The following is a 23,483-nucleotide window of genomic DNA, read 5'->3' as shown; positions in this document are numbered from 1 at the left end:
GAAATTATATCGCAGTTAATGGAGGCTCCTGTTCAACAATTCTGGTGACTCTGTTTTCTTCATCCATTAGTGCGACTTTTGGTTTATAGCCTGCAAGTTCATCACTCGCGACTAGTGCATAGGAAACAATAATAACAATATCGTTTTTTTGGACAAGCCGTGCAGCTGCCCCGTTTAAGCAAATAACTCCGGACCCTCTTTCACCGGATATGACATAGGTCTCCAAGCGGGCTCCATTATTATTGTTTACAATTTGCACCTTTTCGTGCGGCAGAATATCGGTCTCATCAAGAATATTCTGGTCAATCGTGATACTGCCAACGTAGTTCAAATTTGCTTCGGTAACACGGGCACGATGAATTTTAGCTTTCATCATGGTGCGAAACATGCCGTTTCCTCCTAATTTATCCAAGGGAAAGAACCTCTCTGATTGAAGGTTCGCTTTACCTTGTTTTGTTTCCTTCACTGTCAATTATAAGGTTGTCAATCAGTCGCGCCTGACTGAAGTGTACTGCTGCAGCCAGAATGAATTGATTGCCGGTATTAATGACCGGCTCTAATTCTGGATAGCTCAATAACTCCACATAATCAACAGTTCCGGATGTTTTTTCATGAATCATGTTTATAACCTCTTGTACAATCATAGCAGGAATAAATTCACCGTCAACAACGAATTGTCTGCCATATTCCAGTGATTTATGAATCCATACAGCCTCCTGTCGCTCCTGGGTGGTTAAATTAATATTCCGGCTGCTTTTTGCAAGACCATCTGTTTCCCTGACAATCGGTAATATAACCAATTCAATGGGAAAATTCAATTCATGAATGAACGCTTGTACAATGGATGCCTGCTGTGCGTCTTTACTGCCGAAATATGTTCTATCGGGACGTACGATATTAAACAGCTTAATGAGGACAGTGGCAACTCCCTCGAAATGTCCTGGTCTGGTTTTCCCGCACATTACATTTGTCCGCTGTTTTGCAATTATTTCAAAGGTCATTTTTGTGGGATACATATCAGTGGCTTCAGGGATAAATAAAATATCCACTCCCACTTCCTCTGCCACTCTTTTGTCATTCTCCAGATCTTGGGGATACCGTTCAAGATCCTCGTTAGCACCAAATTGCAATGGGTTGACGAATATACTTGTAACGGTTTTGTCGTTTTCCTTTACTGATTCCTTCATAAGTGAAATATGTCCCTCATGAAAATAGCCCATTGTGGCAACAAAACCTATCCTGTTTTCTTTGCCAAGTTCCAGCATCAACTGCTGCATTTCCTTTACTGATCGTATAATTTGCATAAAATCTACTCTTTCTTATTGGTTTTCGGCAATAACTGATTGTCTTTTATGTTAAATGTGTGTTCGGCTGCAGGGAATATTTGCTGCCGGACATCTGAAATATAGGCTTCCACACCTTCTATGCCGATTGTATTAAAATCGGCATAGGTTTTTACAAATTTAGGCAGTCTGTCAACTCCATATTTTACTATATCATGGTACACAAGCACCTGGCCGTCACAACCCGGGCCAGCACCGATTCCGATGGTCGGGATTGTAATTTCATCGGTTACAATCGCTGCGAGTTCTTCCGGAACACACTCCAATACAAGTGCAACTGCTCCGCTGTCTGTCAGATTTTTGGCATCACGGAGCAACTGTTCGCCAGCTTGTCTGTCCTTCCCTTGTACTTTAAATCCGCCAAGAACATTAACGGATTGCGGAGTCAATCCTAAATGGGCCACCACCGGAATCCCTGCTTCAGTAAGTTTCCTGGTCGCACGAAGAATTTCCTCATTCGCACCTTCCAGTTTAACCGCTTGAGCGTCTGTTTCCTGCATCAGTTTTTGCGCATTTTGCATCGTTTGTTCCTGTGACACATGATAGGACATAAACGGCATATCGACAACAACAAATGTGTCCGGAGCTCCACGTCGCACAGCTTTTCCGTGGTGGGACATGTCACCAACCGTTACTTTTACGGTGGAATCATATCCGAGTACAACCATTCCAAGCGAATCCCCAACCAAAATCATGTCAATCCCTGCTTTTTCAGCCGTTTTGGCTGAGGGGAAATCATAGGCAGTTATCATTGCAATTTTGCGATTTTCCGTTTTCATTTTTTGCAAGTCTGTTCTTGTCAGCATCATACATCCCCCTTTTCTTTAAACCATTCAATTTCCGCTGAATAAATCTTTTCAACCCCTCCATCGTCATTCTGAATCAGTAATGCACCATCTTCACCAATCCCAATAAACGTTGCATACCACTCTTTCCGCAATGTTTTAATGAATAGCCGTTCTCCGATTTTATACCCATAGTGCTCCCATTTTTGTTTAACCGGTGGGAATCCATCGGTCATGTATGTTTCATAGCCAGTCTCAAATGCAGCGAGAATGCGCTGAATAAGGTCCTTCAGATTCCAATTTTCCCCCGTCTCCATACGTAATGAAGTTGCCTTATTCCTAATATCATCCGGTATCTCCTCAGCAGCCGTATTCACATTAATACCCATTCCAATTACTACATATTGAATCTGATCCTGTTCCGCCTGCATTTCTGTCAAAATACCCGCTGTCTTCCTGTCTTCGATGAGAATATCGTTCGGCCATTTGATTTTTGGGTTTGTGTTCGTATACGATGAAAACACTTCTGCCAGCACTGTTGCAGTCAGCAGTGTCAGCTGTGGTGCAAGATTAGGCGGAATATCGGGTTTAAGAATCAGGCTCATCCAGACCCCTTTTCCTTTGGATGAATGCCAATGGCGGTTCATTCTTCCCTTGCCTTCTGTTTGTTCGTCGGCAATGATAACTGTTCCATTATTAGTACCTTCCTGAGCTGTTTTATGTGCCAGCTGCTGGGTGGTGGAAATGGCTTCACGGTGAATAATTTTTTTGCCCAGCCATTGGGTTTGTAACCCCCACTGAAGTGTGTTTTCACTTACTTTATCAGGGAACTTAATGATTCGGTAACCTTTGCGTGATACACCTTCTATCTTATATCCGTCTTTTTCCAGTTCCCGCATATGTTTCCAAATAGCACTGCGGGAAATATCCAACTTTTCGGAAAGGAATTGACCGGATACATATTTATCTCTGCTCGCTGATAACAACTCAATTAATTTGTTGCGGTTGGATTCCATTTTATCCATTCCTTTAAGTCATTTTTATCATTATCCACTTTTCCGGTAACTACGGCAAATTCAACAGCATTCAGTATATTTTTGATCCAGGGTCCACCATTTCGACTAGGAAATAATTGTTTGATGTCATGTCCATTAATCGCTAATTCTTGTCTTGAATGGATCGGTAAATTACTGTTCAGCCTCAAAAAATCATTTAATTCAACACGCTCGTCCAATAATAAATTTATCAACACAACAATGGAAGAATGACATGCTGCAGGTAAACAATAGACAAGCCAGCTGTCCAGCCCATTTTTATTGTACTGACGAAGTGCCAACGTTAAATCAATCGCCACACGTTTTTCCTTGTTGGAACATTTCCATTGGCTGCTCCAATCCTGAATGGTAATTTGCGGCGCAAGGTAATGGAATAAAGCGATAAGGGCTCCAAACGATGGAACAGGTGTCAACCCGTCTGGCAGTTCATGAATCAATTCACGGTGATTTCTGAAAACCGGCAGATAGTGGTCTAATTGCATTTCTTTTAAATACGCGATGCCACTTTGCACATGTTCACCCGCAAAAAATTTTGCAAATTCCTGTTTGATTCGTTCAACGGCAATCCCTTCTATTTCGTGTTTGAGATTTTTCATATTGGCCATTGTTAACTCACTTATGGTAAATCCCAGCTGACTGGAAAACCGGAGCGCCCGGATGATACGGAGAGGATCCTCCTCAAAACGCTCATAACCGTTTCCGACTGTCTGGATTACCCTGTCAGCTATGTCTTTTCTGCCCCGGAATAAATCAATGATTTCCCCATCTTTATCCATTGCCAATGCATTAATGGTAAAGTCACGACGTCGCAAATCCTCGTCAATCGACTGAATGAATGTAACCGAATCAGGATGTCGCTGGTCTGAATATTTGCCATCTGTTCGAAATGTCGTCACTTCGTATGACTGACGGTTGTGTCGGACAATGACAGTACCATGCTGTATTCCGACCGGTATGACATTTTCAAATATTTGTTGGACCAATTCAGGTGCTGCCGAAGTGGCTATATCAATGTCACCTATTTTTCGTCCGAGAATCATATCCCGTACACAGCCACCGACAAAATATGCCTTATGGTTATAAGACTCAAGTCGCTCCAATATTTCTTTCGCTTCATCAAAAATGGATAGATCCATTGTTTTCACCATTTCAGTATTTCGTCATAAAGTGCGCTGTACTGGTTAACAATATCCAGGGAAGAAAAACAGCTTCTGGCACGATCAAGCGCATTTTTGGAGAAGCGTTCCAGAAGTGCATCATCACTCAGCAGATTAATCGCATATGCAGCAGCTGCTTGTGTATCACCGACTTCCACCAGATAACCGGAATTCCCATGGTCAATCACTTCCGGAATTCCGCCTATTGTTGTTCCAATACATGGTACCTCGCAGGACATTGCTTCCAAAAGCACAAGTCCAAAACTTTCTTTCTCAGATAAAAGCAGTTTCAGGTCAGAGATGGACAGTAAATCACTCACATTTTTCTGTTTACCGGGAAACAACACTTTATTCTGGATACCCAGCTGTTTCGTAAGCTGTACAGCGTCCGAGTATTCCGGCCCATCGCCAACCAGTACAAGCTTTGCCTTCAGATGTTGCTGGATTTTATCAAATGTATAGATAACATCCTGTACACGTTTCACTTTGCGGAAATTTGAAATATGAATGATTACTTTTTCATCTTCTTTTATACCGTAATGCTGTTTGATGCTTGGATGTTCGCTTTTTACATAATTATCTTCATTAACAAAATTATAAATAACTTGGATGTTTTTTTCCACACCGAGCATTTCCTTCGTTTGATTCACCAGGCTCTGGGACACTGCTGTAACTGCATCTGACTTTTCGATTCCATGCCTGATCATTTTTTTGAGGGAATGATCATATCCGAGAACTGTGATGTCAGTGCCATGCAGCGTTGTAACAATTTTTACATCATGTTTTGCGATATCCTTTGCCAAAATGGCACAAATTGCATGTGGCATGGCATAGTGAACATGAAGAATATCCAGCTTTTCCTGGTCGATAACTTCCGCCATTTTGTTCGCCATCGCAAGGTCAAACGGAGGATATTGAAAAACCGGATAATGATTCAATTCCACTTCATGATAAAAAATCGCGGGATTAACATGGTTCAGTCGAAATGGCAGGCTTGAGGTAATGAAATGAATTTCATTGCCCTGTTCCGCCAGCAGCATGCCCAATTCGGTGGCGATAACTCCTGAACCGCCCACTGTCGGATAACATGTAATTCCTATCTTTTTCATTGATACTTACCTTCTTCTTCACGTTGTTTGATAATTTCTCTCCATGAAAAATCTCCGTTCGCCAATGCGCGTATCACAATCTCCGCTGCAGCAATATTGGTTGCAAGCGGAATTAAATGGACATCACACAGCCGCATTAATGCACTTACATCAGGTTCATGCGGCTGTGCTGTCAATGGATCTCTTAAAAAGATCACGACGTCCATTTCATTGCTGGCAATTTTGGCGCCAATTTGCTGATCTCCGCCAATCGGGCCAGACTGAAAACGATAAACGTCCAGACCCGCTTCGTCAGATATTTTTTGCCCGGTTGTACCAGTAGCAAACAATTGATGATTCTTTAAAATATGTTCGTAGGCAATACTGAAATTAATGATATCGCGCTTCTTTTTATCGTGGGCAATTAAAGCGATATTCATTTGCCGTTCCCCCTAGTCAAGTATGTTATCCAATCCATACACCAGCTCGTTCATGCTCATCACTTTATTGACCGCAAGTTTAACACCTGCCATAAATGATTCACGATTATACGAATCATGTTTAATGGTAAGCGTCTGTCCCGGTCCGCCGAAAAGCACTTCCTGATGTGCAACCAAGCCTGGGAGACGTACACTGTGGATATGAATTCCGTCCGTATCTGCCCCCCGTGCACCATCCATTGTTTCTTTTTCATCCGGATGACCCTGTTGTTTTGATTCTCTTGCGTCTTTGATCAAATCAGCCGTTTTGACAGCTGTTCCGGATGGTGCGTCTAATTTTTTATCATGATGCTTTTCGATGATTTCAATATCAGGCAAATATTTGGCAGCCTCTTTTGCAAAGCGCATCATCAACACTGCACCGACAGCAAAGTTAGGTGCTATAATACAGCCTGTACCATGTGAATTCGACAGGTCCCGTAGTGCATCAATCTGATCTGGTGTGAATCCGGATGTTCCCACAACAGGGCGGACATCATACAGCAATGCCAGTTTGGTATGCACAAAGCCTGCTTCTGGAATAGTTAAGTCAATCAGTACATCGGCATCCGTCTGTTGCAGGCATTCTTCCGGATCTTCATAAAATGGTACATCAATATCGGGAAGACCATCTATTTCATTCATGCTCATTCCGTTATGTTTCCGGTCGATACACGCTACCAGTTCAAAACTATCCTCGTTATGAACCATATTGACTGCCTCGGAGCCCATTCTTCCGCGCGGGCCGGCAATAATTATGTTAATGCTCATCAAAATTCCTCCACTCATTACTGTGATTGTTACGTTTTATTTTTTTGTCCACCTGTCTTTATCCCGTGTCTCAATTTTGCTCATCGACTGTTCAAATGCTTCCGACAGATTGATGTCCAATGAATTGGCAAAGCAGGTCAGGACAAACACAATATCGCCTAATTCCTCTTCTACTGTTTTTTTCGTTTCGGTGGATTTTTTCGGTTTTTCCCCATAATAATGATTGATTTCACGGGCCAGTTCACCTGCTTCCTCTGTTAGCCTCGCCATCAGACTGAGCGGCGAGAAGTAACCTTCTTTGAACTGGGATATGTAGGAATCAACCCGTTGCTGAATTTCCTGTGTGTTATAATTCGTATGATTTGTTCTCATGTATACATCTCCTCAGCTATTCAATCTTCTTTAATGTTAGCTAATCAGCAATGCTTTGACAAATGTTTGCGTTTATAGCATCAGAAAAAATAATTTCCGGAAAAAACTGAAATACTTTATAGAAGCTGAGAAAAATACTGCTATTTTTACGATATTGATAAAATCCATTTGTTCACTGGTATGTAATTGTCTATAATAATAAGAGTGTTGCTGGATTGGAGGTATCTCACTATGATTTTTGGCTTGAAATTTAAAAACATATTTTTCATCCTGCTTGGGTCTGCAATTTTTTCTTTTGGGATTGTTCATTTTAATATGCAAAACAATTTGGGCGAAGGTGGATTTACGGGTATTACCTTATTGCTATATTTTCTCTGGGGCTGGGACCCTGCAATTTCCAACCTGATTCTCAATATTCCCGTATTCTTTATCGGATGGAAGTTCCTGGGGAGAACTACATTTCTGTATACCATCCTGGGAACAGCAGCAGTATCCGTATTTTTATATGTTTTTCAGATCAATCCAATCGAAATCGACTTGCACTCTGATATGACACTTGCTGCATTATTTGCCGGTGTCTTTATCGGCGTCGGACTGGGAATCATATTTCGCTATGGTGGTACCACAGGCGGAGTTGACATTATCGCAAGGCTCGTCCATAAGTATGTTGGCTGGAGTATGGGGAGAACAATGTTCCTGTTTGACTTTGTTGTCATCACAACATCCGTATTTTCCATACTTGATCTTGTCAATGGTATGTATACACTTGTGGCTGTTTATGTCGGTGCCCGTGTAATTGACTTTATTCAGGAGGGCGCATATTCCGCGCGCGGTGCAACGATTATCTCAAGTCAAAGCGATAATATTGCTGAAAAAATCATTCAGGATATGGATCGCGGTGTAACCGTTCTATCCGGCAGAGGGAGCTTTACCGGTGAACGACGCGATGTCCTTTACTGTATTGTAGGGAGAAATGAAATTGTCCGGTTAAAAAATATAATTAATGACATTGATCCTCACGCATTTGTAGCAGTAAGCTCTGTACACGATGTTGTCGGAGAAGGTTTCACACTGGATGAAAATAAAAACCCTATCAATGATTAAGCACAGTGAATAATTGAACTAAAACTGTGCAATAAGTTTGAAAAGTGGAAAGTGCTATTATGCCGCTCCGGAAATACACCTCCCTTTCCGGGGGGCGGCTGGTGAGCCACCTCGTGCATACGCACTTCGGTGTCTCACCTATGCCTTAGCCCCCCCAGGAGTCTCGGCGTATTTCCTCCGCTAGTATTTGCTCGTTATCAAACCCCGTACCAAACTTAAATTGTACAGATCACTTACAAGATGTTATAAACACATTACCAGCAGCTGGAATATGCGAGACTCCTGTGGGAAGAACAAGCTAGGCAAGGGGGTCCCCGCAGGCGAGGTACGAGCTGAGGAGGCTCGGCACTTGCTCACGGTCAAGAAGACACTGCGATAGTCTTTTTGAGCAGATGCCGCACTTATGCTGTAAAGTGAAAGCGAGTATATTTCAGCTGCGAGGGTAGGAAGCTTCACTCGGTAATATTATGCCGTAGTTACGGAAAAAGAAATATAAATGAATGTTCCTGTTTTAATTACTATCGTAAATCACAGCAAAAAAGTGTCATGTTTTCGTTTAGAAAATCATGACACTTTTTAAGTTTCTCAATCGATTGTAATTACACAAGGAGGGGGTCAAAAAAGGGTCCCCTCAATTATTATTCGTTGCTGGCAGCGTAGATAAGAATAAACCTTACCAGTTCTGCAACTGCTACGAGTGCTGCAGCTACATATGTCAATGCGGCAGCATTAAGGACTTTCTTAGTTTCCCGCTCTTCGTTATTGCGTATGGTTCCTGTTGAAACAAGCTGTGCCATCGCACGGTTTGATGCGTCAAATTCGACCGGCAATGTTATCAGTTGGAACAGTACGGCTGCTGACATGAAGATAATGCCAAACAGAAGCATTCCGGACATATTCAGCAGAATTCCAGCAATAATCAGGAAAAAGGAAATATTTGACCCTGTTGAAGCAATTGGCGCCAGTGAAGACCTGAAACGCAGGAATGCATAATCCTGTGCATCCTGAATAGCGTGTCCGACTTCATGCGCTGCAATAGCTGAAGATGCCATTGATTGTCCATGAAAGTTGCCCGTTGATAGACGAACGACTTTCTTGCGGGGATCATAATGGTCAGACAATACCCCTTTGGTCTCCTGCACTTCCACATTATATATCCCATTTTCATTTAAAATTTTCCGGGCTACTTCTGCGCCGGTCATCTGGGAAGAAGTTGCCTTTTTTGAATATTTCTTATAGGTACTCTTAACTTTTGACTGAGCCCATATCGGTATTATCATGAGTAACGCAATATATATAAAATAACCGCCAAGACCACCCAACATCGTTCATTCCTCCATAATTATATCTTGTCAAGGTCAATTTTAGTCAAATTTTAATAAAAAGTCAACTGTTTGAATCCTTGTTTACATTTTTTTTCTTCTCTGCTTTATATTTTCTCCAACTTACATATGTTAATGTAACAGCTATACAACCGCCGACTATAATGGTCATCCAATACAAGGGTTCCAACGACGAATGATTTGCTTTGGCAAAAATCAATGTACCTGCAGTTTCCTTTGCTTGAACACTTACAGGTGCCGCCAACAGCAAAATCCCTATGAGTATGCACAATCGATGGAATTTCCGCTGATGTTTCATAGAGATCACCTCACAAAACTTCTTCTAATCTAATGTATGTGAGGCTCCAATAATATATAACATGCAGTTACAGCGACACTGGATTCTTTTTGTTCACGGTCAGGAAATAAGCAATCGCAATGGAAAGAATACTTAACCAAAATGTAAAGTATCCAATCTCGTCCATATATGTTGATAAGGATGAGTAAACGGGCATCATTTCAAACACGTAATCAATAACATCATTATGTAGCGTCCAAATTGCAGCCACGACAATGTGATGAAGCTTTATTTTGTAAAAAGGGGCATATAGTAGTCCCTGAACTGCCATGGCTCCATGTGATGCCATCAGCATATAGCCCTGCCAATTTAATGAACCATCTACAACCAGCGTCAACAGATTCATAACCACTGCCCAAATACCATATTTAAACAAGGTGATGATGGCTAACGCTTCAATATATGGAGTATTTCTGCCAAACAGGAAGAACAGGAGAAAAATCGTAAAAAATAAGCTGGCAGTCGGACTATCCGGCACAAAAATCAAAAAAATATCGGGCGTTGTCTCAAGCTGGAAACGGTACCAATAGTAACCATACAGTGTTCCCAATAGATTAATGATGAATAGTATGGAAATGAACCCTTTGTCCAACAGTATGTATTTAATCATCTCATGAGTCCTTTCTTCATTACTCCGAATCAACAAGAGCACCTTCACCAAACTTAATGGCAAAAGTGCTCATTGACTTACGTATCATTTTGCGTCTTTATTGACGGACATGATAAATTTAACGAGTTTTTCCAGTTCTTTATCCGAACCTTTAAACATACCCGGTGGCATTTGTCCGGTACCATTTTGTGCGATTTTGGCTACTTCATCTGCAGAGCGATCGATACCGACCAATGGAGGTGCGGCTGATCCACCCTGTAAGTCTTCACCATGACAGCTCATGCAGTTACTCTTATAAATAGCATAGCCCGGATCTTCTTTGTTAATCTCCACTTGCTGAGATGGAGGAATCGGTTGGTTAACTTCAGCACGTTTCTCCCAATTAACGTGGGACGCAGACTCATACGTCAACCAAATACATGATACAAGAGCTAGGAGCATCATTCCGACTGCAACAGGACGCTTATGTGGACGCCTTCCTGGTCCGTTATCAAGAAATGGTGCCAGTAACAAACCGCCAAAAGCAAGTCCCGGGATAATGATGATACCAAGTAAAACATATGGTCCACTCGCAAAGTCATATTTTAAAAGTTCATATAAGAATAGAAAGTACCAGTCCGGCAACGGTATATAGCTTGCATTTGTCGGATCGGCCATTCCTTCCAGCGGGGACGGATGTGCCAGTGTCAGACTTAGAAAACCGACTAAAAACACAGAACCTGCCAGCCATTCCTTAAGAAGGAAGTTGGGCCAGAATGCTTCCGTTCTACCGGGATATTCAGAATAATCTTTTGGTATGTTAGGTTTTCGTTCGGCTGATATTCGTGAGTCGCCGACGAATTTCATTCCCTTACCCTTATGCACAGTTCTACCTCCTTTAATTTTATAATGGTCCGGAAATACCCTGTCTGCGAATCAGTACAAAGTGAACAGCCATTAAACCGAACAATGCAGCAGGTAAAAAGAAAACATGTATCGCAAAAAATCTGGTCAGTGTTTGTGCACCGACTATTTCCGAGTCACCTGCAAGTAATGTTTTAATGTCATCTCCAATAAACGGAACTTGTTCTGCGATGTTCAACCCTACTTCTGTTGCAAAGTAAGCTTTGTTATCCCAAGGCAGTAGGTAACCCGTAAATCCGAGACCGAGCATTGTAAAGAATAGCAATACTCCGACCATCCAGTTAAGTTCACGTGGTTTTTTATAGGCTCCCTGAAAAAACACCCGCAGCGTATGTAGTAATAACATGACAATTACAACACTGGCACCCCAGTGATGCATACCTCTTACAATCTGGCCATGGGCAACTTCGGTTTGCAGATAGTAAACAGATTTCCATGCGTTCTCAATATCTGGAACGTAATACATGGTCAGGAACATACCCGACAAAATCTGAATAACTACAACGAAAAATGTCAATCCTCCAAAACAATAAACGAAAGCTGAAAAATGATGGGCAGGATTAACATGCTCAGGAACCTCATGATCTGCGATATCTCGCCATAGTGGCGTAATATCAATACGATCATCTATCCAGTCATAAATCTTCTGTAACATAATCGTTTACGCCTCCCCTTGTGGATGTGCTTTACCTAGAAACAGCATCCCATTTTCAACTTTGTGTTCGTATAGATCCAGCGGTGCTGTCGGTGGTGTGTTTGGAACGTTTTCGCCATCTTTTTCATAGCGTCCACCATGACATGGGCAATAAAATTGATTCGGATATTGATCACTGCCTTCCCATGAAACAACACAGCCCAAGTGTTTACATATTGGGGAAAGTGCTACTATGTCGCCGTTATCTTTTTTATAGACCCAAGCAGATTTACTGACTTTCGACTCGTACCAGCCATCGACTTGGTTCACCTTCCAGTCGACACGCTGCGGTTTGTTTGTAAGGTCTTCCACAGCAATGCCCGCATTCGCCAATTCACCAGCACTGGATTTTTGGAAGACTGGATCAATAGCCATCCGAATCGGTGAAATCATCAGACCAGCTGCCATGAAACCGCCTACACCAGTTAATGTGTAGTTGAGAAACTGACGACGGGATACTCGCTGTTTATCTTCGCTCATGATTTTCCCCCCTCTATACATTTTTCACGGACAATTTTAATTTAATCAGATTACTAGGACATTACCATGATAGCGCAAACTGTTTGTCCGGTCAATATATAATCGACATTATCATAAAAGATTCGAAATTGAACGATTCCGTACACTATTTTATTCTGCCCAATACGTTCGGATTAATTCATTAACTTGTTCGACCTGGCTCCGGATAACTGTCTGCATTTCCTTGGAGTCTATCTCTCCTTTTGTTATGCCGGGTAACCACAATAATGTTCCTGGTAAATCCCGTTCAACTTTTTTCCAGGCAGAATCGAATGTTGTGAAAAACACATGATGAAAAGGCTGGTTGCTTATATTATCAGTCCAGCTTTTCAGACGGCCAATTTCCACTTCTTTGTCAGCCGTTTTCAAATAATTGTATGCAGGGGTGAGTAACACTCTTCCGGTAAGTTCCAATTCCAGCTCGTTTGTAAATGTTTCAAGGACTTCCCTCTGAAAGGCATCTTTCGTCATCGTTGAGTCATCTGATAACTGGAATGGCAGTAATGGTATAATAATCGTATCCACATATTCTTTTGCACCTATGTATTGCTCCAGTTCATTCTTTTTCCATTTCATTAAAATTATCCAGCCTTTCTCTGACAATATTCTCACAAATTAAAATAGCAATCTTAAAATTAATCATATCCCATTTAAACAAAAAAAATCAACCGATTATCGATGGATATCAGGTTGATTATCAGCTTTTTTTTCTAATTGATTCAGTTGTTTCACAAGTTGATTGAACGTATCACGGTCATGCTGATCCAAAGCCTTATCGATTTTATTCAGGAGACGGTTTTTAGTTGAATCAAACAGAAGTCTATCCAATAAATCAGCTGCCAGGTTTTTATCTTTTTGTGTTATGAAATACTCGTTCGGGATAAATGGATTTTCCACCAACACTGCTGCGTAAAAGATGTTCTGATTTGCTTTTTCAAAATTCAGCTGAATATACAGTGGATCGTGCCGATTCAGGCGAATATCGTGAAATGACTTTTCAGCATCTGTTGTTACCAGCTGATTTTTATAAAAGCGAAACGGCACCTCCTCGGAGCAATGGCTTGTAATGACAATCCCCCGAGGACAGAATTTTGCTTCCCGCACAAAATGTACATTTGACAGAACCTCATTATGATTAACCAAATAATTCAAAATCCAGACACTTTCCCGCTTTTTCAATTGATAATGATTTAAAAACCATTGAATAAAGCTCTTTTTATCTTGTAAGGAAACAGGAGTTTGCAATACCGGTTACCTCCTTCAGCATCTATTTTTGTTAATCAGTTTCTTCCATCTGTTTTATTCTGTTGATGTACTCTTCCATTTCAATATCCTCTGGCTGCTGGGACAAATATTTTTCAAAAACGGATAATGCTGTTTTCTGCCTCCCCTCTTCCATTAGGAAGTACCCATATTCTTTTAGAAAGTCGCTATCTTCGTTTAGGCTATTATATGCTTCGTCATAGTGATTTAATGCATCTCCATATGATTCATTCTCATTATAAGCTCTGGCAAGCTCCCACTCATAAACCGGATCACTGGCACCGGTGTTTTTGATTTCCTTAATCAGATCAATAATTCCTGTATTATCTTCATTCGTTTTGAACAGTTCAATCAGAAACAGGATTGCTTCTTTATAGTCGGGATCAAGTGCAATTGCTTCACGCATCCATTTTTCACTTTCATCATTTGCATTCAGCTGATGTGCGAGGGATCCCGCTAGGAAAAACAATTCTTTATTAAATTCGTCAACTTTTAACCCTTTTTTGGCAGTTTCGTATGCTTCATTTATCATGTCTTCTGACTCATACGTCTTGGCGAGCTGATAATAAGCTGTATGATAGTACATATCTATTTCTATGAGATGTTCCCAGGCTTTAATGGCAATATCTTTTCGTCCGGCGTGCAGTGCGGTAAAACCATATTTAAATAATGTATCCGAGTCCTCACTGTCAATATCCTGATAAATGCTTAAAGCCATTTCATATTCACCGGATGCGGCATATGCTTCAGCAAGTCTGTCATTAATGGAAACGTTGGCAATTTCCTTGGTAACCGGCAAAACTTTTTCATAATACAGGATGGCATTTGTATAGGAACCGGTTGAGAACATCAGCTCGGCAAGTGCAAAATCGATAATCGGTTCATTAGGTTCCTTCTGTTTTGCTGTCAGCAGCTTTTGCTCAGCGACTTCGAACAAGCCCTGTGCCTGGTACAAATCAGCAAGTTGAATCAACGTCGCAATATATTCCGGATCATCTTCCCCAATCTCATTGAGAAGACTCATTGCTTCCTCATCCCTATCCAACTCAATATATGCATCAGCAAGCATTACTTTAAGTTCTCCTTCTTGCGGAAATTGCTGTAGAAGTTCCTCCAAAACAGTGCTTGCTTCTTGTAAAAACCCCCATTGTATATATAATTCAGCAATTGTATATTTTTCTTCTGCGTCCGCCTGTGGCAAAAAGTTTTCAAGAAGTGCGATGGCTTTATCTGACTGTTTGCTCTCCATCAGACGTACTGCGTCCATAATTGATTCGTCCATTAATTTCTTCCTTCCTCTCATCGGACAATAATTTCCGGTGATTTTAATCATACAAAAATTTTCTATTTACTTCAAACAGAAAAGAATCTGCCTTTATGCAGATTCTTTAAGGTGTCTTCAGTGTATCCAGATGTTTGAAAAAATCAGGATATGAAATGGCTATGGATGAAATGTCATCAATGATTATAGCATCATCGGCAATAAGTGAGGCAACAGCAAGCATCATGGCAATCCTGTGATCATCGTATGATACCACTTTTCCGCCAGTAATGGAAGTTTTGCCGTGGATAACCATGCCATCTTCTGTTGTTTCAACATTGGCACCGAGCTTGGTTAAGTTTGACGCAATTGCTTCAATCCGATCCGTTTCCTTCAGTCTGAGTTCTTTTGCATCACGAATTACTGTATCCCCTTCAGCCTGTGTTGCAAGAAGAGCGATGACAGGAATTTCGTCAATCAATCTGGGAATCATAGCGCCTTCGATCACGATACCTTTCAGATCTTCTTGTGTGACCGTGATGTCGCCGATTAATTCACCACTTATACTTTTTTTATTTGAAATGTTCAGATTTGCACCCATTTCCAGCAGAACATCAATAATGCCTGTACGTGTCTTATTCAGGCCAACATTATTAATCGATATGCTGCTCCCGGGAACGATGGCTGCAGATGCCAAAAGAAATGCTGCCGACGAAATATCCCCGGGAACATAAACATTTGCCGCAGACAATGATTGATTGGTTATACGAATTGCATTATCCTTTATCACGATATCTGCTCCGAACGCTTCCAGCATATTTTCAGAATGATTACGCGTAGCTGCATGCTCTATGACTTCGGTAACATCTTCAGCAAATAACCCTGCCAATAAAACCGCAGATTTCACCTGTGCACTTTTAACGGGAAGTGTATACGATATTCCCTTAAGGTTTCCTCCGTTAATGGCCGTTGGCAGATAACTTCCTTTTTCACGGCCCGTAATGGAAGCTCCCATAAGGCGCATCGGTTGAACAACCCGATCCATTGGTCTGATCGTTAAAGACGGATCACCATATGCCGTCGTAAAAAAAGGTAATCCCGCTAACACTCCTAGCATCAACCGTGCCGTTGTTCCTGAATTTCCAAAATATATGGGCTGTTTTGCTTCGGTTAATTTTTCTTTTCCATCACTATGTATGGTGACACTTGTACCTTCCTGTTCAATCGTGACACCCAGTTTCCGAAAAGCGTCAATTGTCCTGCGACAATCCTCTCCATTCAGGAAATTAGTAATGTTTGTTGTGCCTTTTGCCAATGATCCTAGGATTACAGCACGATGAGAAATCGATTTATCTCCCGGTACTTCCACTTCTCCGGTTAATGGCTTTTGAAATGGCTTCAGCTTTATTTCGGTCAATAGTTTCACTTCCTTCATTGGATACTTTTATTCTGCAAGCATAAGTTCATATCCGCTTTTCTCCAAAACAATCCGGCTTTTCTGCTGTTCGTCCTTTGATGGCACACTTAACCGCAATACACCTGTTATACCTTCACGTATCTCTAGTATTTGCAGATTTTTGATGCTAACCTCTGCTGATGCCAGTATATTGGCAACCGATGAAATTGCTCCAGGTTGGTCACGGATATCGACGTACAAATCATAAAATGCCGGAATAGCACCTTTTTTCGAGGTGCCAAGCCCGTCCCGGTATTCTTTTGCCTGTCTTAAATAGGCAGTCAATTCATGCCGGTTGTTATAATCAATTAAATCTTTTAATTCGTTCATTTCTGCTATCCAGTCACCCAATAACTGTGACATTTTACTTCGGTTATGGTAAAAAATATCTTGCCATAAATCCGGATTGCTTGAGGCAATTCTTGTAATATCACGAAAGCCTCCTGCAGCAAGTTTTGGAATATATGCATGTGTGTGCTGCCATTTTCTTGCCTGATGAACCAGGGAAGATGCAATTAAATGCGGAAAATGCGAAATTACACCCGTCATCTCGTCATGATCTTCGGCCGGCAAAACAATAAAATTACTTTTTACGGTACGGAGCACTTCTTCTAACTCGTCAACAAAATGTGAACGGCAACTCTCTGCCGGACTTAGTACATAAATGGCATTTTCGAACAGATGTTCCTTCGCTGCGGTTATTCCCCGTTTGTGGGATCCTGCCATCGGATGACCGCCAATAAAGTTGATATTTTTATTCGTAATCATCTTGGCTTTGTTCATTACAGGTGTTTTAACCGAGGAAACATCCGTCACAATTACTTCATGATCGTACGATACCTTGTTCAGCTTTCCAAGAATTGTGATGGTTTCACTGATAGGTGTACCCAAAATAATGATATCGGCCTCCTGTGCAGACACCGTAATATCCTCACAGGAAGCATCGATAAAATTGTTGTTCCGAGCAAGCTCAACGCTTCGCATATCCGAATCGAATCCTATTATATAATTATTGCTGTCGTTTTTAAGACTTTTGGCCAGAGAACCACCAATCAGACCCAGGCCAATGATGAATATTGTTCGTTTCAAGATCGATTCGCCTCGATTACTTTGTTGTTCAACTGTAAAATAATGGACTGTAATTCTTTCATATCCGATTCTTTGCCAATTGTGACCCGGATTGCATTCGGACACCCAAGACCTTCGAGCGGACGAACAATAAAGCCTTGCTTCAGAATGTATTGGAACACATCATTACTGTTTATCGGTGTGGAAATAAATAAAAAATTAGTTTCTGACTCATAATATTGCCAATCAATGGTGTCCAGAAATTGTTGAAACTCTTTTTTGATCTTTTTATTTCGAGAAACACTGTCAGCGATAAACGTATCATCTTCCATAGCAATTAAAGCAGCTTTTTGTGCAATGGATGATGTATTGAACGGTCCTCTGACAACATCCAGTTTTGCAACCAAATCCGGGTTTCCAATTCCGTACCCAATTCGCAAACCTGCCAGCCCATATGCTTTTGAAAAGGTTCTCAGTACAATCAGATTCTTGTATTGCGGCAAATTTTCCACTGTATCAAGGTCTTTCTTTTCATCCAAATATTCATAATAAGCTTCATCCAGTACTACAAGCACATCATCCGGACATTGATCCAGAAAGTTATAGAAATCGTCATGAGGGATGGCACAGCCGGTTGGATTATTCGGTGAACACAGCCAAACCACATTTGTCTCCTCATCAATAGCATCAAGCATTCCCTGCAGATCGTGGTAGCCATTTACAACCGGCACTTCCCTAACATCCGCTCCCTCGATGCGCGCGTTATGCTTATATTGAGGAAATGTCGGTACCGCCATAACAGTATTGACTCCCGGATACAGAAATGCACGACAGATAGACTGGACAATTTCATCAGATCCATTTCCAAAAACAAGCTGACTTTCATCAACATTTAATCTTTTTGCCAAGGCACTTCGTAATTCTGCTGTATATCCATCTGGATAAACCTCAAAGGATGGTGAAAATGCGTTCAGATTATCAAGTTTTTTTGTATAACCGAATGGATTTTCATTTGACGCCAGTTTTACGATGCGGTCCAATCCATACATTTCCTTGACCTCATGAATTTGCTTGCCCGGTTTATATGGTGTTAACTCATTTATAATTTGTTTAGTATCCATCCCAGTCCTCACCTGTCCTTTACTTAAAATCTGCCTGATAATGTTTTCTTAAATAATTCAATATGCCTCAATAGATCATCATCGCTGATTTCAACCGTTATCGGCTGGGCAATTGACTGTAAAAGCACCATTTGAACTTTTTTGCCTTCTGTTTTTTTATCAAGTTTCATTTTACTTAACATGTGCTTTGAATCCAATTCCGGTAGTTGTAATGGATAACCATTTGATCGGAGCCAGGAAAACAATCGTTCAAATGGCAACCTGATAGAAAATGTTTCCTCACTAACCTGAAATGCAAAAAGCAGTCCGACTGCTACTGCCTCACCATGTGAGAAGCCATGATAGCCTTGCAATGCCTCCAATGCATGCCCGAATGTATGACCAAAATTCAAATATTTTCGTATTCCAGCTTCTCTCTCGTCTGCTTCAACTACCTCTGCTTTTATTGTTATTCCTTGATTGATATGATCCGCAATGGTTGTATTGTTTAAATCAGACAAGTTAACGGACATCAGTGTGTTGAAAAATGTCCCGTCAGCAATCAAGGCTTCTTTGACCAATTCCGCATATCCGGACCTGAACTCTTTTTGGTTTAACGATTTCAGTGTATCGACATCATAAATCACCGCTGCAGGTGAATAGAAATTTCCGATTAAGTTTTTCCCTTTTTCATGATTGATTGCCACTTTCCCGCCCACACTACTGTCGTGTGCCAGGATGGTCGTAGGCATTTGAATAAAATCGATACCACGCATATATGTTGCTGCAACAAACCCTGCCAAATCACCAACAACACCGCCGCCCAGCGCTACAATTAATGATTTTCTATCCAGTCCGCAATCAATTGCTTTCGTTTGAAGTTGATGAAACATTTCAATTGATTTCGACTCTTCTCCATTCTCAATAATTGCCGTATAAACACGTTCATTGTCAAAATTATGTTCAATGTCTTCCAGGTAGTGGCCAGCCACCAGATTATCCGTAACGATTAAAATGGAAGAATATGTTTTCGGTAAAAATTCCTCAACCTTTGTTCTGAGACCTTCGCCAACATAAACATAATACGTTTTTGAAGAAGCGTTTATTCTGGTTACATTCACCTAAAAGCACCTTATTTCTTCGCGGTAATCATTGATGGCTTCTGCAAGATTCGGAAACTGATCAAATGGAAATTGTTCCAAAACAGCTTTTGCAATTTCAAATGCCACAACATGTTCCATCACAACTGAAGCCGCTGGTACAGCACATGAATCAGATCGTTCAATACTGGCATTGAAAGCTTCCTTGGAATCAATATCAACACTTTGCAGTGGCTTATACAGTGTTGGAATAGGTTTCATAACACCTTTAACAACGATTGGCATTCCGGTTGTCATGCCACCTTCGAATCCACCCAGACGATTCGTTTTCCGGTAATAACCTTTTTCTTCACTCCAGGCAATTTCATCATGAACCTGACTTCCATTTCGTCGTGCTGCTTCAAAACCGAGACCGAATTCCACTCCCTTAAAAGCATTTATGCTGACAACACTGCCGGCAATGCGGGAATCCAGTTTTCGATCATAATGGACATAGGATCCGACTCCGGCAGGCATCCCTTCCACACATACTTCCACAACCCCACCGATTGAATCGCCATCTTTTTTTGCTTTGTCGATTGCATCCATCATTGGTTGCTCCACTTGCTTATCCAACGTTCGAACCGGAGATGATTCCGACATATCCTGCCTTTCCTTCATAGTAAGTGAAGGGGAATCTTCCGCGACAATTCCGGCAATTTCCTTTACGTATCCTGAAATTTCAATCCCAAGTTGCTTCAACAATGTTTTAGCAACAGCTCCGGCTGCTACCCTTGCAGCAGTTTCGCGGGCTGAAGAACGTTCCAGTACATTCCGCATATCACGGTGGCCATACTTTAATGCACCATTTAAGTCAGCGTGCCCTGGTCTTGGTCTGGAGACAGTGCGTCTGATTTTTTTATCCTCTTCCAGCGATGCTTCCCCCATGATATCTTTCCAATGCTTAAAATCATCATTATGAATGACGAGCGTAACAGGAGAGCCAAGCGTATATCCGTGCCTAACTCCACTTGTTACTTCGGCCAAATCCTTTTCAATTTGCATTCGTTTGCCTCTGCCATGTCCTTTTTGCCTGCGAAGCAATGATTGATTGATGTCATCAATGGTAAGCGGCATCCGGGCAGGAAGACCTTCGATAATTGTTGTAAGTTGTTTTCCATGTGATTCACCTGCAGTTAAGTAGCGCATAATGAGATCCTCCTTTTCAGGATTTTCATATTACTATATCATATTTGTTTTTACTTTTGTGAAAAAAACATCATTATTTTGCATAAAAATACGATGCTGAGATAAAAGTGGTTTCGCTAAAAAAATCCGAATTGAATTAAAATGTTTGCCGAAGTATTATGCTGGGGCTGATTTAATTGGCATAAAAATAGGAGTTTCGTTTGGAGACACAAAAACCTCCGTACAAATACGGAGGTTTTTTCATAATTAGTAGATCCATTCACTATCTTGTTTTGAATAGGATAAAATGTCATTTTCATTAAAGAAAAGGCCAATTTCGCGTTCAGCACTTTCTGGTGAATCAGAACCGTGAATGACATTCTTACCAACTGTAATGCCGTAATCGCCGCGGATTGTTCCGGCTGCAGCTTCAAGCGGATTTGTTTTTCCCATCATATCTCTGGCGGTAGTGATCACGTTCTCACCTTCCCAAACCATTGCAAATACCGGTCCGGACGTAATGAAACTGACCAGCTCACCAAAGAAAGGACGTTCTTTATGTTCACCGTAGTGATTTTCGGCCAGTTCATCCGTGATTTGCATCAGTTTTGCCCCGGCCAGTTTAAATCCTTTACGTTCAAATCGATTTACAATCTCCCCTACCAAATTGCGTTGAACGCCATCTGGTTTTACCATCAAAAATGTTTTTTCCATATTAGCACCTCGTTTAGTATGTATTTTCACAACCGTTTAAAAGTTTATCAAACTTCGTGGTAAATAACAATGAATCTAGGAACGCCTTTTGCCTATATATTTGGCAATGTTTACAAGTGTCTGTTTGGCTTTATGATTCTGAATACTGCTTAAAGCATATAGCGCTTTATTCAAATAGTGATCGCTGATTTGATACGATTTTTCGATCGCATCTGTTGTTTTCAGTTTTTTAATTACGTTGGACATTTCATCATCTGTCACTGTTTCAGGTGACTCAAATGTTTCCATGAGCAACTTCTTAAATGCCGGATCCTGCATTGCAAATAAGACAGGCAGTGTTATATTACCCTGAAGCAGATCATTTCCGGCAGGCTTACCCAATTCATTTGCTGAAGAGGTAAAATCCAGAATATCATCAATAATTTGATAGGACATCCCTATATAATAGCCATACTGATACAGCTTTTTTTGTTCCGTTTCCGAAAGCCCCGAAACGATAGCACCCAACTTACAGCTTGTTGCTATAAGCAGTGCAGTTTTTCGTCTTATTCTTCGCAAATAATCACGGAGATTCTGGTCCCAGTCAAATTTATCTTTAATTTGCTCAATCTCACCGACTACAACCTGGACGATTGTTTTGGATAATTCCTGATGAGCATTGACATCGGGAATGGTTGTGATATTTTCCAATGCACGGGCCAGTATATAATCCCCTGTATACATGGCAACCCGATTTCCGTATAACTGTTTTGTGGTGGATTTTCCTCTGCGCAATGAAGCATCGTCGATTACATCATCGTGCACTAGCGTCGCCATGTGTATCAGTTCAAGAGAGACCGCAACCGTTTTTACCCGGTCCAGATTGTAATCCCCCAACTGACCGCATAACAAGACAAAAACAGGGCGAATGCGTTTTCCCCCTGCCTGAAGCAATTGTAAAGATGCTTCCCGTAGCACAGTATGATCGGCTTGAATTGCATTGTTTAATGCATGTTCAATTGTATCCAGTTCTTTTTTTAAATATCCATATGTTTTACTTAGTTTCATGCACGTCACCTTTTACATTGAGTTCCCGCTAATCGTTGCGTTTATTTCTTCTCACCCATATGCATGGCTGCCACTCCGCCAGTATAGCTTTTCACCTGTACCCGGCTGAATCCCGCTTCCAAAAACATATCCTTCAATTTCTTTTTATCAGGAAAATTCTTGGCAGATTCATGTAACCATGCGTATTCCTTGTAGCTTTTGGCAAACAATCTGCCAATGAGCGGCATAATGAACCGAAAATAAAAATAATAACCTTGTCGAAAACCGAACATGGTCGGCTGGGATGTTTCCAGACATACCACTTTCCCACCCGGTTTCACGACCCGGTACATTTCTTTCAGGACAGTCATATAATCGGGAACATTTCGCAACCCAAAGCCAATCGTTACGTAATCAAAGGAATTATCATTATATGGCAGATTCATTGCATTACCCTGAATAAATGAAAGATGTTCATATTGTGCGTTATTGTTTTTCTCACGAGCTACTGACAGCATATTGGAACTGAAGTCAATTCCAATCACCGTGCCTTCCTTACCAGTTGCCTCAGCCAGTGAAAATGACCAATCCCCCGTACCGCAACAAACATCCAATGCAGATGAACCCGGTGCAACCTGCATTCGCTTCATAACATCCCGTCGCCATGCCTTATGCCGTTTAAACGATATAATTGAATTCATGGAATCGTAATTATTGTATATTTTTTCGAAAACGTGATGCACGCGTTCCTCTTTGGATTGATACATG

The 23,483-nt window shown here is 41.2% G+C and carries 27 protein-coding genes; 1 reads left to right on the top strand and 26 read right to left on the bottom strand.

Annotation, left to right across the window (positions count from 1 at the left end):
• Nucleotides 1-4: 4 nt before the first annotated feature.
• The 9 genes from panD to ABD010_RS07790 are packed head-to-tail and all read right to left on the bottom strand — an operon-like array spanning nucleotide 5 to nucleotide 7,050.
• Nucleotides 5-388, bottom strand: coding sequence for an aspartate 1-decarboxylase (gene panD / locus ABD010_RS07830; protein ID WP_343811832.1), 384 nt, complete (start codon nucleotides 386-388; stop codon nucleotides 5-7).
• A 55-nt stretch (nucleotides 389-443) separates the two neighbouring features.
• On the bottom strand, nucleotides 444-1,304 hold the full coding sequence (gene panC / locus ABD010_RS07825) for a pantoate--beta-alanine ligase (RefSeq protein ID WP_343811830.1): 861 nt from the start codon (nucleotides 1,302-1,304) through the stop codon (nucleotides 444-446).
• A gap of 5 nt (nucleotides 1,305-1,309) precedes the next feature.
• Entirely contained in the window at nucleotides 1,310-2,149 is an 840-nt protein-coding gene (panB, locus tag ABD010_RS07820; protein WP_343811871.1) for a 3-methyl-2-oxobutanoate hydroxymethyltransferase, read from the bottom strand.
• Nucleotides 2,149-3,153: a biotin--[acetyl-CoA-carboxylase] ligase gene (locus tag ABD010_RS07815; RefSeq protein WP_343811828.1), complete on the bottom strand. Its 1,005-nt coding sequence runs from the start codon at nucleotides 3,151-3,153 to the stop codon at nucleotides 2,149-2,151. The genes panB and ABD010_RS07815 overlap by 1 nt, the downstream gene beginning before the upstream one ends.
• A complete protein-coding gene (locus ABD010_RS07810; protein WP_343811826.1) occupies nucleotides 3,120-4,331 on the bottom strand; it encodes a CCA tRNA nucleotidyltransferase in 1,212 nt (403 codons plus the stop codon). The genes ABD010_RS07815 and ABD010_RS07810 overlap by 34 nt, the downstream gene beginning before the upstream one ends.
• Complete coding sequence (gene bshA / locus ABD010_RS07805; protein WP_343811824.1) at nucleotides 4,325-5,449, bottom strand: N-acetyl-alpha-D-glucosaminyl L-malate synthase BshA; 1,125 nt, start codon at nucleotides 5,447-5,449, stop codon at nucleotides 4,325-4,327. Before bshA ends, ABD010_RS07810 begins: the two co-directional genes overlap by 7 nt.
• Nucleotides 5,446-5,868 (bottom strand): methylglyoxal synthase, encoded by a 423-nt coding sequence (mgsA, locus tag ABD010_RS07800; RefSeq protein WP_343811822.1) that lies wholly within the window; start codon nucleotides 5,866-5,868, stop codon nucleotides 5,446-5,448. Before mgsA ends, bshA begins: the two co-directional genes overlap by 4 nt.
• A 12-nt stretch (nucleotides 5,869-5,880) precedes the next feature.
• Nucleotides 5,881-6,678, bottom strand: a complete 798-nt coding sequence (dapB, locus tag ABD010_RS07795; RefSeq protein WP_343811820.1) for a 4-hydroxy-tetrahydrodipicolinate reductase — start codon at nucleotides 6,676-6,678, stop codon at nucleotides 5,881-5,883.
• Nucleotides 6,679-6,714: 36 nt separating this feature from the next.
• Complete coding sequence (locus tag ABD010_RS07790) at nucleotides 6,715-7,050, bottom strand: nucleotide pyrophosphohydrolase (RefSeq protein ID WP_343811818.1); 336 nt, start codon at nucleotides 7,048-7,050, stop codon at nucleotides 6,715-6,717.
• A 231-nt stretch (nucleotides 7,051-7,281) separates the two neighbouring features.
• Here ABD010_RS07790 and ABD010_RS07785 point away from each other — a divergent pair, with 231 nt between their 5' ends.
• The gene (locus ABD010_RS07785; protein WP_343811816.1) at nucleotides 7,282-8,154 is read left to right on the top strand and encodes a YitT family protein; all 873 of its coding nucleotides are present in this window, start codon (nucleotides 7,282-7,284) and stop codon (nucleotides 8,152-8,154) included.
• Between the two features lie 638 nt (nucleotides 8,155-8,792).
• Here ABD010_RS07785 and ABD010_RS07780 read toward each other — a convergent pair.
• From ABD010_RS07780 to ABD010_RS07700, 17 genes are all read right to left on the bottom strand, one after another.
• Nucleotides 8,793-9,479, bottom strand: a complete 687-nt coding sequence (locus tag ABD010_RS07780; RefSeq protein ID WP_343811814.1) for a zinc metallopeptidase — start codon at nucleotides 9,477-9,479, stop codon at nucleotides 8,793-8,795.
• Nucleotides 9,480-9,540: 61 nt separating this feature from the next.
• Nucleotides 9,541-9,795, bottom strand: a complete 255-nt coding sequence (locus tag ABD010_RS07775) for a sporulation protein YpjB (protein ID WP_343811812.1) — start codon at nucleotides 9,793-9,795, stop codon at nucleotides 9,541-9,543.
• Nucleotides 9,796-9,862: 67 nt separating this feature from the next.
• On the bottom strand, nucleotides 9,863-10,444 hold the full coding sequence (lhaT, locus tag ABD010_RS07770; RefSeq protein ID WP_343811810.1) for a lipoprotein heptaprenylglyceryl N-acetyltransferase LhaT: 582 nt from the start codon (nucleotides 10,442-10,444) through the stop codon (nucleotides 9,863-9,865).
• An 84-nt stretch (nucleotides 10,445-10,528) separates the two neighbouring features.
• Nucleotides 10,529-11,308 carry a menaquinol-cytochrome c reductase cytochrome b/c subunit gene (locus tag ABD010_RS07765; RefSeq protein WP_343811808.1) on the bottom strand — a complete coding sequence of 260 codons (780 nt, stop codon included), beginning with the start codon at nucleotides 11,306-11,308 and terminating at the stop codon, nucleotides 10,529-10,531.
• Nucleotides 11,309-11,327: 19 nt separating this feature from the next.
• Nucleotides 11,328-12,002 (bottom strand): menaquinol-cytochrome c reductase cytochrome b subunit, encoded by a 675-nt coding sequence (qcrB, locus tag ABD010_RS07760; RefSeq protein ID WP_343811806.1) that lies wholly within the window; start codon nucleotides 12,000-12,002, stop codon nucleotides 11,328-11,330.
• 6 nt (nucleotides 12,003-12,008) lie between these two features.
• Nucleotides 12,009-12,521: a QcrA and Rieske domain-containing protein gene (locus ABD010_RS07755; RefSeq protein ID WP_343811805.1), complete on the bottom strand. Its 513-nt coding sequence runs from the start codon at nucleotides 12,519-12,521 to the stop codon at nucleotides 12,009-12,011.
• A gap of 150 nt (nucleotides 12,522-12,671) precedes the next feature.
• Nucleotides 12,672-13,136, bottom strand: coding sequence for a DUF2487 family protein (locus tag ABD010_RS07750; protein ID WP_343811803.1), 465 nt, complete (start codon nucleotides 13,134-13,136; stop codon nucleotides 12,672-12,674).
• A 96-nt stretch (nucleotides 13,137-13,232) separates the two neighbouring features.
• Complete coding sequence (locus tag ABD010_RS07745) at nucleotides 13,233-13,805, bottom strand: ReoY family proteolytic degradation factor (protein ID WP_343811801.1); 573 nt, start codon at nucleotides 13,803-13,805, stop codon at nucleotides 13,233-13,235.
• 31 nt (nucleotides 13,806-13,836) lie between these two features.
• A complete protein-coding gene (locus ABD010_RS07740; RefSeq protein ID WP_343811799.1) occupies nucleotides 13,837-15,105 on the bottom strand; it encodes a tetratricopeptide repeat protein in 1,269 nt (422 codons plus the stop codon).
• Between the two features lie 106 nt (nucleotides 15,106-15,211).
• Entirely contained in the window at nucleotides 15,212-16,501 is a 1,290-nt protein-coding gene (gene aroA, locus ABD010_RS07735; RefSeq protein ID WP_343811797.1) for a 3-phosphoshikimate 1-carboxyvinyltransferase, read from the bottom strand.
• 27 nt (nucleotides 16,502-16,528) lie between these two features.
• Entirely contained in the window at nucleotides 16,529-17,629 is a 1,101-nt protein-coding gene (locus ABD010_RS07730; RefSeq protein WP_343811795.1) for a prephenate dehydrogenase, read from the bottom strand.
• Nucleotides 17,626-18,729: a histidinol-phosphate transaminase gene (gene hisC / locus ABD010_RS07725; protein WP_343811793.1), complete on the bottom strand. Its 1,104-nt coding sequence runs from the start codon at nucleotides 18,727-18,729 to the stop codon at nucleotides 17,626-17,628. Before hisC ends, ABD010_RS07730 begins: the two co-directional genes overlap by 4 nt.
• Nucleotides 18,730-18,752: 23 nt before the next feature.
• Nucleotides 18,753-19,829, bottom strand: a complete 1,077-nt coding sequence (gene aroB, locus ABD010_RS07720) for a 3-dehydroquinate synthase (RefSeq protein WP_343811791.1) — start codon at nucleotides 19,827-19,829, stop codon at nucleotides 18,753-18,755.
• Complete coding sequence (gene aroC, locus ABD010_RS07715) at nucleotides 19,830-20,996, bottom strand: chorismate synthase (protein WP_343811789.1); 1,167 nt, start codon at nucleotides 20,994-20,996, stop codon at nucleotides 19,830-19,832.
• Between the two features lie 246 nt (nucleotides 20,997-21,242).
• Nucleotides 21,243-21,689, bottom strand: a complete 447-nt coding sequence (gene ndk, locus ABD010_RS07710) for a nucleoside-diphosphate kinase (RefSeq protein WP_343811786.1) — start codon at nucleotides 21,687-21,689, stop codon at nucleotides 21,243-21,245.
• Nucleotides 21,690-21,764: 75 nt separating this feature from the next.
• Entirely contained in the window at nucleotides 21,765-22,736 is a 972-nt protein-coding gene (gene hepT, locus ABD010_RS07705) for a heptaprenyl diphosphate synthase component II (protein ID WP_343811784.1), read from the bottom strand.
• Nucleotides 22,737-22,777: 41 nt separating this feature from the next.
• On the bottom strand, nucleotides 22,778-23,482 hold the full coding sequence (locus ABD010_RS07700) for a demethylmenaquinone methyltransferase (protein ID WP_343811782.1): 705 nt from the start codon (nucleotides 23,480-23,482) through the stop codon (nucleotides 22,778-22,780).
• Between the last annotated feature and the right edge of the window lies 1 nt (nucleotide 23,483).

The sequence above is a fragment of the Virgibacillus siamensis genome, from assembly GCF_039522605.1.
GTDB classification, from domain to species: Bacteria; Bacillota; Bacilli; order Bacillales; family Amphibacillaceae; genus Lentibacillus; species Lentibacillus siamensis.
The sequence above is the reverse complement of the archived record's forward strand: the minus strand, read 5'-3'. Positions and strand labels throughout refer to the sequence as shown.